Origin of the sequence: Helicobacter sp. MIT 05-5293 (genome assembly GCF_000765665.2) — a bacterium.
GTDB lineage: Bacteria > Campylobacterota > Campylobacteria > Campylobacterales > Helicobacteraceae > Helicobacter_C.
In genome coordinates, this window is sequence record NZ_JROZ02000008.1 from 1 (window position 1) to 10,809 (window position 10,809).

Genomic DNA, 10,809 nt, shown 5'->3' on the forward strand with positions numbered 1-10,809 from the left:
CCCCATTAATGACTTTAAAGCTTAATCCTTGAGACATATAAGCATCACAAAGATAAAAGATTCTAAATGTGTGCAACATTGCTTGTCCTTTGAAGAAATATGGGGTAATATTAATCAAAAAAGGCTTAAAAGATCATTGTGGAGTTTATTTGTCTATCTCCTCACACATTTTCTCAAACTCTTGATAGTATTTCCACGATGCTACAATGTCGGGACGCTTATTTTGCACATCTAAAAGTGATTTTTTTAGAGAATCTCTAATTACATTGCGCAACTGCGTATGCTCTTTTTTCGCAAGATATTCGATAATCTGTTTGGGTGTGATGTGAGCGTTTTTGATTTTTTCAAGCTCTTTTTCGTAGGCTTTCATATATCCGATAAGAAAATCTTTAACGCGTAAAAATAGCTTATGATTTTCTATAAGTTGAGAGTAGTTTTTTGTCTTTACTAAGATTCTGATTTCATCGTATTTTAATGGAATCTCAAATATTAGAGAGGTAATATCTGTAAAGTCGTCTCTATTTCGCGTAATTCTTTGCTTTAAAGTGAGAGTGATTTTAATCCCACCCTTTAAGTTTAAGCTCATCAAATCTTGTGCAGTTTTATCTACATCGTTAGAATGTGCGTATAGAGTTACAGGAAAGTGCATAAATTCTCCCGTATTGTTGTTGATTCTACCCTCAAAGATATATTTATCTTCAAGTTTGGGCGGAGTAAAGCCAAACTGATTGGCAAGTCTTGTCCAAGTATCAAATGCCTTGTCTTTAGAGATTTCACTCATATCTATATATTCTATGTGTGTAAGATTCTTAAGATATTCTAGTCGCTTATAAAATTGTATGCTTGCACCTCTCCAACCTTTGCTTGAATAGTTATAAAGGGCATCTAGTAAAGGAACATCAGAATCAAAATTTTTGGGAGGAATAGTCGGAGTGCAAGCATCGTAAGATAGTATAGGAAAGAGATTAGCATACTTGCAAGTGAGATTAAAAAATTTATTTAATGGAGCACATTCCCAACTATTGAGATGATTTACCCCATGCTTAAGCCGCTCTATTTGGTCTCGCATATTGCAAATAGCGGGGACATTTTTATCAATCAACGCGCAAAATTTCATATAGCTTTCGTGCCAATATTCGTGGATAGCAATGAGATTGTAAGAATCTTTGTGTGCCAAAAGTTGTTGGTAGCAAGGATAATAATGAAAGATTTTATTATTTAAAATCGCATCATCTGCATTGATTTTATTGATACCACACAACTTTATAAATCTCCCATATGCGCTACTTCCACTCCCATCAAGCCTAAGCCATATTAAATCATAATATGGAGGCAAGGGCAGATTCATCTCCCACGCAAGTTCAGCACAGATATTCTCATAGCTTAGATTCGCATAAGGATTTTGAGAATCCCTTACTAATCTCTTAGGATTAAGCAAAGGAGGATAAGGGTGATTAGTATCAAGGTATTGTTCTTGAAACTCTTTAGATTCTAGCCACTCTAAGATTTCCCCGTAGCAAGAAAGAACAAATCGTAAATGCTTTGGATTTGGAATAAGTGTATTTTGCTTTCTTAGAGCGCGATAGATTCCAAAGGCTTTAAGATTTTTTTGAATCGCTACAAGATGATAAAGCATTAGGAGTGGTTGAATATAAGATAGTAAAAAAGGATTGCTTAAAATCTTATTTTTTATCTTTTTTCTGACTTTTCTTACTCTATAAGCCACTGCAAACTTTAAACCAAATCTTTTATGAATCTCACTTCCTTTACTCATAGAGATTCCTTTGAGAGAAAGTGAGAATCTAAATTAAAAGAGACATCGTCAAAAGAAAAGATGTGAAAGTAAAACGAAACAAAAAAACAGAGAAAATAAGAAATATTAAAGAGAGAGTGAGAAGAAGTGAGAACGACTAATAATGAATTATGCCCCCCCCCCCGCATAAATATTGTTTAATTGTTGCGAATCTTTTACATTGTGCGCTAAATAATGAGAGATTCTCGTATCAAGATTGAGAAAAAGCATTGAGAATTCCTTGTGATTAATTTGTCTTAAAAACAGCAAGTATTGTATCAAAATCAGCATAAAATAAATGTTAAGATTTTTGGCAAGGTCATTGCATTAATCCAGCTTTTTGCAATGCCTTGATGCACAGCTTTGAGAGCGGTTTGTCCTGAAGCATCGCAATGTCAAAAAAGGTTATATCGTTAGGTTTAAAGTAGGTTTTCAAGGTTTTTGTATCAATGCGGTAGATTCTCACATCAAGCTGATAAATGGTGTAATGATGCTTAAAGTCGCCCACAAAGGCGTATGATTCTAAGTCATTACAATGAGCAGGGAGCAAAGGGAGATTATACAACCCATAATAGAGCTTTTCTTGACTTTGCACAAAGGCGATTTTACCCTTTGTATCGATACATAGGGCGAGATTAAGAATCTGTCTTTTCAGCGTGTTTTTCTTGGGCTTGGGATAGAGGTGAGGTTGTATCTTCCCTGCACATATTGGATTGAGAGGACACAGCAGACACGAGGGATTCTTTGCGGTGCAAATGAGTGCGCCTAAATCCATTAAGGCTTGATTATGATTAAACGCATCGGAGGGATTAAGAATCTGCGCGGCAAGGTCTTGCAAAGTTTTTTGAGTGGGAGAAGATAGAGCATAGATGCGACAAAGAATGCGCGCGATATTGCTATCGACAAAGCTTACTATTTGTCTGTAACCAAAGCACAAAATCGCCCCAGCGGTGTAATCCCCGATACCTTTTAAGCCTAAAAGCTTTTGTTTGTCGCAAGGCAGTTTGCCCTCATAATGTTTGACGCATAATTTCGCGCTATGGTGGAGATGTCTCGCGCGACTATAATAGCCTAGTCCCTCCCAAGATTTGAGCACTTTGGATTCATCTGCGTATGCAAGTGAGGCAAGAGTAGGGTATTGTTGCATAAAGGGTGTATAGAATCGCTCCAGCACGGTTTTGACTTGTGTTTGTTGTAACATTACTTCACTGACATACACGCCATAAGGCGCATTTTCTCCGCTTAGATGACGCCAAGGGAGAGAATGTCGCCCATAGGTGGCATACCATTGCAGTAGATTCTGATGAAGTAATGCTAGATTCATAGGTATTTATAGCCTTATTGAGATAAGGCTTTGCTGTCCTTAAAGTAAGTTAAAAGCTGATTATAACATTTGAAGTATTAAAGCAATTTGAGTAAGATTCTATATAAAAAGGAAATCGCATTAATGCTTCGCTATATTGTTTTAAGAATCTTCTATATCATACCGATTGTTTTGGTTGCTTCTTTTGCGATTTTTATGTTGTTGCGTCTGAATAATACCGACCCCGTGGCGTCTTACTTGATACATTCCAATCTCCCTGCCACACCCGAAATGATAGAATCTTTGCGAGCAGATTTTGGTTTGGATAAACCTTTGGGTGAGCAATATGTGTTGTGGCTCAAAAAGGCAGTTGTGCTTGATTTTGGCACATCTTATATCAGTGGGCGAGAAGTGGGCGCGGATTTTTTGCATTATTTGCCCTCTACTTTGCTGCTTGTTTTTAGTGCGTTTGGGTTGATTCTGATAGTTTCTATTCCGTTAGGAATCTTGAGTGCGCGATATAAGGACAAGCTCCCTGATGTGATTATTCGCTTTTTTTGCTTTATCGGTGTGTCTGTGCCGAATTTTTGGCTTGCATTTTTACTCATTATCGTCTTTTGTGTGATGCTAGGTTGGCTACCTGCGTTTGGTTTGGACAATCCACAATCATTGATATTGCCTTGCGTGAGCATTGCTTTGATGTCATTGTGCATCAATACAAGGCTTATCCGCGCTAATATGCTAGAAGTCAAGAAAGAGCGACATATTCTTTATGCTCGTCTAAGGGGTTTAGGAGAGAGTAAAATCACGCTTAAACATATTTTTTATAATGCTTCTTTGCCGATTGTAACGGCTTTTGGTATGCACATCGGAGAGCTTATCGGCGGGGCATTAGTGATTGAAAATATCTTTGCAATCCCGGGCATTGGATTATACAGCTTACAAGGGATTATTAATCACGATTATCCGATTATCCAATGTTTTGTCGTGGTGATGTGCTTGATTTTTGCTTTGTGTAATTTAGGTGTGGATATTCTTTATGCGGCACTAGACCCGAGAATCCGCAAGGAAATCACACAAAAATCTTAGAATATAGAATCCAGTAGTGAAAGTATATCTTTCACTACGATAAAATCAATCGCACGATAGTGCCGACCTTAGAAGCGTCGTCGGGGTGGGGGATTTATAAGGGGGAGGGAGCGACTTAAAGATTCAAGCCCCTCCCCCTTATAAAAAAGAGAATCGCAAGAAAATTTAAAATCTCACTAAATATTCAAAATAAAGTAAAAATGTTTTGAGATTTGCGATTCTACAATCTTAAAGACTTTTAGAATTTTTAATTCCTCTATATCAAGGATTTGAATCCTTAAACTTTACTCATAAAACTCCCACAGGGGTATCTCAAAATGGCGCATATCTGGATTCACACCGCGAATATTCTTGCGCGCGATAGCTTTGTTACGCTGATAAGTGAGTGGGATATAAATTTGTGTCTGATAAAGTTTGATAAGCAAATCTTTCAAGGGCTTTTGAATCTGCGTCTCTGGGAGGGAAATCACCGCTTGAATTTCTTTGTCAATCTCATCTTTAGTGGGGGATTGTAAGAATTTTTGCACGATATAGTCAATATGTCCTGCATAACGCATAGAGTTAAGCATTATGAATGGCTCATAGGGAATCCCCCATGTTTCATTGAAGCTTATATCAAATGTCCCTTTGGCTTGATGATTACGGAAAATGCTTTGCTCATAAGGTGTGAGTTTGAGAAAGATACCAATATTTTTGAGTTGTTGTTGTAGAATCTCTGCCATAGCTTTTTGTGCGGGATTATTACCGATATAGATAAGCTCTAAAACAAGATTCTTGCCATTTTTATTATAGAATCCATTCTGTAAGGTATAACCGAGCGATTCAATAAGCTCTTTTGCCTTTTGCGGGACAAATGTCAAAGGAGTAAAATCAGCCTCTACATTGCAATAAGGGAGATTAGGGGCAAACAGATAATCCGCGCTTTGTTGAAAATCGCCATACACAGCCTTGATAAGTGTGTGTTTGTCAATACCATAAGCTAGGGCTTGACGCATTGTAAGTGAGCTTAGAATCTCATTTTTGGGATTCAGCACAAGTGCAGTCGTAGCAATGGGTGGGCTTAAATAGGTGGCAAATTCTTTGGTTTGGGAGATTTTTTTAAAAATTTCAATCGGAATTTCATCAGAACCATAGATTATATCTGCTTGAGCGGTTTTAAGCGCAATGAGTTTGGCATTAGGCTCAATGATGATTTTGGTTTGAATCGTGTCAAAGTAGATTCCCTTATAATGCTCTTTATCCCAATAATGCGGGTTTTTTGTAAAAGTATCGCCCTTCCCTAGTTCTGTTTTTGTGAGCTGATAGGGACCTGTGCCAATAGGCTCTTTGGGATTGTGGGTAATTAGATTCAAATCATTAGGAATCATACTCGGCGCGATAAATCGATAAGGGCGAATGAGGCTTAGCTCTGTGAGTGTCGGTGCATAGGGTTTAGAAAGTGTGATTTGCAAACTTAAGTCATCGATAATGCGCACATCTTGAATGAGCAAAGAAAGATTACTCCATGAGTGGCGAATTTTATTTGTGAGGATAGAATCAAAATTCTTTTTTGCTGCAGCTGCGTCAAATATCTCACCATTAGAGAATCTGACATTTTTTCTTAGATGAAAGATATAGACTTTGCCCTTTTCTTTAATCTCCCATGAAGTTGCTAAAGAGGGAATAATCTTGCCATCAGAATCAATTTTTACTAATCCCTCATAAATCATATTTTGCGCAAACATTTCATTAAACGCGTAACCTTGTGGATTCATCACGCCGACATTACGAGAAAGCACAAGTGTGAGAGTTTTGGCATATATTTGCACACTTGATAATGTGAGTAGCACACAAAGGATTTGTAAAGTCTTCATAGATTCTCCGTATTGATTTTAGATTTGTTTAGGGCGATTGTTGAAATATTGCAATTATAATATGACAGATTCACTAATGCGGAGTATTGATGAAAAATTTATTTTACTATGAGACAATAAAATCGCAAATAGAATCTTAGAGTGTATGGAATCTTAGCAAATGCCAATGTAAAAGCATGATGAGGGAAAAATAGTGAGAGAAGTAAGCAGCGCAATTATTCAAAAGACTTTGAAACATTTAGAAGAGCGAAAAAAAATCATTGATTTTGACACGCTCGGACGCACACTTGCTTATAGCCCTTTTGTCCCGCGTGTGGATAGGGATTTTTTCGTCCGAGAAACTCAAAAAGAATCCCAACCCAAGCTCGCTTATCAGTGGATTATTTCCCCGTATGAATTTTGTCAAGCTCCAGAAAATTATCTGTATCAAGGGTATCAAAATGAGCAAGATTATCGATTTGATGCGTATTGGTTGGATTTGTGGAGCGCGTTTTTGGATACAGATTTTGACGATCGTTTGATGGGTTTTAATTTGCTTGAATCTATCTCACTTTTGCGCCGACACAGCACTTTACCGATTATCCATTGCAATGTGTTTTTACAACCTTATCAGATTCTTGAATCTGCCCTTTTTGGAGCAGATGCTTTGATGATGCCAGCAAGTATCGTGAGTGCAAAGGAGCTTCAATCACTCTTAGACTTTGCTTACAGGTTGGGGTTTGTTGTCTTTGTGGGAGTGGAAAATCAAAATGATCTCAAAAAGGCGATTTTTAGCGGAGCAAATACATTGTTTGTAGGGCGGGAGCATATTGAGGAGATTCTGACACTGATACCGCAATCTTGTGTGATTGCAAGCGATTCGGATAATCAATACGGAGTGGATTTATGTATAAAGAATTTTAATTAAGCTTATTTTAATTTTTTTTTAGTTAAAAGGCAAGGCTTCAAATAAGATAGTGAATAAAGCAATGAATTAAGATTAGGGAGGAAGAAATGGCTTTAATGATTAATAATGAGTGCATTGCATGCGATGCGTGTGCAGAAGAATGTCCCAATGGTGCAATTGAAGGGGGCGATCCTATTTATTGTATTGATCCTGATATTTGCACAGAATGTGTGGGGAGCTATGACGAGCCAAGCTGCTTGAGTGTGTGTCCTGTCGATGCAATCGTGCCTGATCCTGATAATATCGAAAGCATCGAAGAGCTCAAATATAAGTTTGAAACACTCCAAAAGGGAGAATAATGGCAAAAATTACTGCAGTTATTGATATTGGTTCAAACTCGGCACGAATGGCGATATATCGGCGCACTTCTCGGTTTGCATTCCATTTGATTTATGAGACAAAAAGCAAGGTGAGAATCTCGGAGGGTTGTTATGAATCCGGTGGTGTTTTGGGACAATTGCCTATGGATCGTGCGATTTATGCACTCAAAGAATTTGTGCAAATCGCTAAAGCACATAAGTCGAGAAAAATCTTTTGTGTAGCTACTTCTGCATTGCGTGATGCGCCTAATGCGAAAGTATTTTTGGATCGTGCAAAGCGAGAATGTTCTTTGTCTATTAAGGTCATTGATGGTAAGAAAGAGGCTCTTTATGGCGGGATTGCTTGTGCAAATCTTTCTCACAAAAAAGACGGAATCACTATTGATATTGGCGGAGGAAGCACAGAATGCGCCCTCATTCAAGATGGTAAGATTGTCGATTTGATTTCACTAAATGTAGGCACAATCCGTATAAAAGAATTATTTTTTGATAAGAAAAATGATTTACAAGGTGCAAAAGATTATATACAAAACCAAATCGCTAAGATTCCCGCGCATTTTAAACACAGCAATGTTTTTGGCGTGGGCGGCACAATCCGTGCATTGTCTAAGATGATTATGAAAAATAAAAAATATCCCATTGAAGAAGTGCATGGTTATGAAGTGAATGTTTCTGAAAATCGCAAATTTTTTGAAAAAATTTTCCAATCCTCTGAAGATAAGCTTGAAGCGATGGGTGTGCCACAAGATCGCATTGATAATATACGCAGTGGTTCGTTGATATTGAGTTTGTTTTTATCGCATTTTGGCAGTGAGACTATTACGACAAGCGGTGTAGGTGTGCGAGAAGGTGTGTTTTTAAGTGATTTATTGCGAGGGCATAAAAATAGTTTTCCTAAAGGCTATAACCCTTCTTTGGGTTCAATCGAAGACCGTTTTATGCTTGATAAAAGATATGCCGAAATGACAAAAAAAGAATCGCTTAAGATTTTTGATGCTCTTTTTCCGGCACATCAACTTGATGAAGGGTATCGTAAGCTTTTGGGAATCGCCTCATACCTTTCTAGTATTGGGAGGATTCTGAATTTTTATAATGCAGGACATCATGGCTCATATTTTTTACTTAATGCCCTTGAATACGGATTTTCTCATCTGGATAGAATGAGTGTGTGTCTGCTCGTAGAATATAGTGGCAGGAAAATCCCACAAGATGAAAATATCGAGCATTTTAGCGATTTGATGCCCAATCTTTTAAGTTTGCAATGGCTAAGCTTTATCCTTGCTCTTGCAGAGGATTTGTGTCGTAGCGAAGGTAATGTGCATATTCGTTATGAATACACAAAGCCTCATAATTTGAGAATCTATAGCAATGTAGATTTGTATCTTGCAAAAGAAAATATTCATAGATTACATAAACCCGAACCCTTACAGATAGAACTCATCAAGGAAAAGTGATGAGAATAGCCATTGTGCGTTTATCAAGTCTTGGCGATGTGATTATCGCTACAAGTGTATTAAACGCACTTAAAGGGCATCAGATTGAATGGTTTGTTGATGAGCGATTCGAGGGTGTGATTAAAGATTCTCCTTTTATCCATACTATCCATTCTTTGCCTTTCAAGAAACTTTTAAAAAGCCCTGTTGGTATTCTGCAAATCAGAAAGTATTGCAAAAGATGTGGTGCATTTGATGCAGTAGTTGATATGCAGGGATTAATGAAATCAGCTCTTATAGGCTCTTTTATTGATTCAAAGCAATTTGTCGGCTTTGATTGGAAAGGTTCTCGAGAGGGTATAGCGAGCCTTTTTTATTCTCAAAAGATTGCTATGGCTTATGATGAAAATATTTTAAAACGTAATTTTGCACTTTTCGCACCACTGGGTGTAAAGATAGATTCTTTAGATTCTGATGTGAGAGTGTGTAATATAGGCTTTGATGCAGATTCTGTTCAAGCCGATGTAAAGACAAAAATTTGCCAACCGATTAAATACAGAATCCTGCTTGTTTTGGAGGCTTCTATCAGTCAAAAAGAGTATCCCATTGATAAATTTGCGACATTAGCTCATCTTTTTTATAATAAACTTCAGGATTTTTGTGTTTTTGTTGTGTGGAATGCAAATGAAACAAGAGCAGATACATTTTGTCAAAAATTAGAAAATCTGCATATCCCTTACCAAAAAATGCCAAAACTTGATTTGAATGCGTTGAAGTTTTGTGTGGCTCATATGGATTGTGTGATTGGTGGAGATACGGGTGTTACACATTTGGCTTGGGCAATGGGTCGAGAGTGTATTACCCTGTATGGTAATACCTCAAGCACTTGTGGTAAAAATATGTCTGCAACGAAGCTTGAGAGGGTTTTGCTTGGTAATCCTTATATCGTTTCTCAAAGTGAAGAGTTTGAGATTGCTAGCATCAAAGAGAGCGATATTTTTGAGCTTTTTATGAATGATATTTTCCCTCGATTAGCATTAAATGCTCATAAAAAGATTTAGTGATACTTATCAAACAAGGATTTTTAGGAAGATGAAGATTTTAGAATGGATTGTTAATTTTCTCGGATTCTGTTTGGCTAAGATGCCTCATAGAGTATTTTTGTGGCATGTTAAAGGACTGGGTTGGTTAATGCAAAAGCTTGATAATCGGCGTTGGAAAGATGCACAGACAAATTTAGACTTTATATATGGTGATACGATGAGTCAAGAAGAGAAACAAGCAATCATTAAGCGATGCTATTGTAATTTTGCCTTTGTGCTTTTAGAATCCGTGCGTGTAAGCTATATCCCTTTTGATGTATTGAACGCACGATTTGATTTTATTGATGAACATTTTATTTTAGATGCTTTACAAAAAGATGGCAGCGCGGTGCTTGTATCTGCTCATTATGGGTATTGGGAGGCAATGGCGACTGTTTTGCCTCCTCGTTATCATTGGTGCAATATGGCTTCATTGGGTCGATTGACACCTTTTGATTCTATTAATAAGATGATTATTTCGCGTAGAGAGTTACAAAATGTTAAATTCATTGATAAAAAAGGAGCATTTAAGCATTTGCTCAAACTTTATGCCAACAAAAATGCTTTAGTGGGTATTTTGGTGGATCAGAATATTTCGGAAAATGAAGGCGTATGGGTAGAGTTTTTTGGTAAAAAAGCAACTCATACGACTATCGCCTCTGTGATTTCAAGGCGATTTGAAGTAGGCATTGTGCCTGTATTGATTGGTATGAATGATGATTATACACATTTTGAAGTGCGTTTTTATCCACCTATTTATTGCCAAAAAGGACAAGATAGCCATCAAGATATTTTAGAAGCAACGCAGGCGCAAGCGCGAGTGATTGAAGAGGCAATCAGAGAGAATCCCAAACATTGGTTTTGGTTTCATAAACGTTGGAAATCTGCTTACAATTCCCTCTACTCCTAAGCCCACTTTAAGCTTAAAGTATGTATTATTTCACTCCCTTACCGATTGAGCTTCTAGTCTCTCTTTTAGGTTTATCTGTAT

At 37.3% G+C, this 10,809-nt stretch carries 9 protein-coding genes; 6 read left to right on the plus strand and 3 right to left on the minus strand.

Annotated elements, in window-relative coordinates; all coding sequences use genetic code 11:
* Positions 1 to 145: 145 nt before the first annotated feature.
* Together LS68_RS09495 and mutY are read right to left on the minus strand one after the other, a co-directional pair.
* Positions 146 to 1,774, minus strand: a complete 1,629-nt coding sequence (locus tag LS68_RS09495) for a DUF2972 domain-containing protein (RefSeq protein WP_138091492.1) — start codon at positions 1,772 to 1,774, stop codon at positions 146 to 148.
* Positions 1,775 to 2,111: 337 nt separating this feature from the next.
* A complete protein-coding gene (gene mutY / locus LS68_RS09500) occupies positions 2,112 to 3,116 on the minus strand; it encodes an A/G-specific adenine glycosylase (RefSeq protein ID WP_034374282.1) in 1,005 nt (334 codons plus the stop codon).
* A gap of 123 nt (positions 3,117 to 3,239) precedes the next feature.
* Here mutY and LS68_RS09505 point away from each other — a divergent pair, with 123 nt between their 5' ends.
* The gene (locus LS68_RS09505; protein WP_138091495.1) at positions 3,240 to 4,184 is read left to right on the plus strand and encodes an ABC transporter permease subunit; all 945 of its coding nucleotides are present in this window, start codon (positions 3,240 to 3,242) and stop codon (positions 4,182 to 4,184) included.
* Positions 4,185 to 4,468: 284 nt separating this feature from the next.
* On the opposite strand, the gene nikA is transcribed toward LS68_RS09505, so the two are convergent.
* On the minus strand, positions 4,469 to 6,037 hold the full coding sequence (gene nikA, locus LS68_RS09510; protein WP_034373780.1) for a nickel ABC transporter substrate-binding protein: 1,569 nt from the start codon (positions 6,035 to 6,037) through the stop codon (positions 4,469 to 4,471).
* Between the two features lie 193 nt (positions 6,038 to 6,230).
* Between nikA and LS68_RS09515 the strand changes: the two genes are divergently transcribed.
* The 5 genes from LS68_RS09515 (at position 6,231) to LS68_RS09535 (ending at position 10,728) form a co-directional block, all read left to right on the plus strand.
* Positions 6,231 to 6,944 carry a hypothetical protein gene (locus LS68_RS09515; protein ID WP_052100523.1) on the plus strand — a complete coding sequence of 238 codons (714 nt, stop codon included), beginning with the start codon at positions 6,231 to 6,233 and terminating at the stop codon, positions 6,942 to 6,944.
* 86 nt (positions 6,945 to 7,030) lie between these two features.
* Positions 7,031 to 7,282, plus strand: a complete 252-nt coding sequence (locus tag LS68_RS09520; protein WP_034373777.1) for a YfhL family 4Fe-4S dicluster ferredoxin — start codon at positions 7,031 to 7,033, stop codon at positions 7,280 to 7,282.
* Complete coding sequence (locus LS68_RS09525; RefSeq protein WP_034373773.1) at positions 7,282 to 8,757, plus strand: Ppx/GppA phosphatase family protein; 1,476 nt, start codon at positions 7,282 to 7,284, stop codon at positions 8,755 to 8,757. The genes LS68_RS09520 and LS68_RS09525 overlap by 1 nt, the downstream gene beginning before the upstream one ends.
* Positions 8,757 to 9,797 carry a lipopolysaccharide heptosyltransferase I gene (gene waaC, locus LS68_RS09530; RefSeq protein WP_034373769.1) on the plus strand — a complete coding sequence of 347 codons (1,041 nt, stop codon included), beginning with the start codon at positions 8,757 to 8,759 and terminating at the stop codon, positions 9,795 to 9,797. Before LS68_RS09525 ends, waaC begins: the two co-directional genes overlap by 1 nt.
* 31 nt (positions 9,798 to 9,828) lie before the next feature.
* The gene (locus tag LS68_RS09535; RefSeq protein ID WP_081950981.1) at positions 9,829 to 10,728 is read left to right on the plus strand and encodes a lipid A biosynthesis lauroyl acyltransferase; all 900 of its coding nucleotides are present in this window, start codon (positions 9,829 to 9,831) and stop codon (positions 10,726 to 10,728) included.
* Positions 10,729 to 10,809 lie beyond the last annotated feature (81 nt).

What these genes read in the sequence shown, in the direction of transcription:
- mutY (WP_034374282.1), bottom strand. Translation starts at nt 3,116, where the DNA reads ATGAATCTAGCATTACTTCATCAGAATCTACTGCAATGGTATGCCACC.
- LS68_RS09535 (WP_081950981.1), top strand. Translation starts at nt 9,829, where the DNA reads ATGAAGATTTTAGAATGGATTGTTAATTTTCTCGGATTCTGTTTGGCT.
- waaC (WP_034373769.1), top strand. Translation starts at nt 8,757, where the DNA reads ATGAGAATAGCCATTGTGCGTTTATCAAGTCTTGGCGATGTGATTATC.
- nikA (WP_034373780.1), bottom strand. Translation starts at nt 6,037, where the DNA reads ATGAAGACTTTACAAATCCTTTGTGTGCTACTCACATTATCAAGTGTG.
- LS68_RS09520 (WP_034373777.1), top strand. Translation starts at nt 7,031, where the DNA reads ATGGCTTTAATGATTAATAATGAGTGCATTGCATGCGATGCGTGTGCA.
- LS68_RS09495 (WP_138091492.1), bottom strand. Translation starts at nt 1,774, where the DNA reads ATGAGTAAAGGAAGTGAGATTCATAAAAGATTTGGTTTAAAGTTTGCA.
- LS68_RS09505 (WP_138091495.1), top strand. Translation starts at nt 3,240, where the DNA reads ATGCTTCGCTATATTGTTTTAAGAATCTTCTATATCATACCGATTGTT.
- LS68_RS09525 (WP_034373773.1), top strand. Translation starts at nt 7,282, where the DNA reads ATGGCAAAAATTACTGCAGTTATTGATATTGGTTCAAACTCGGCACGA.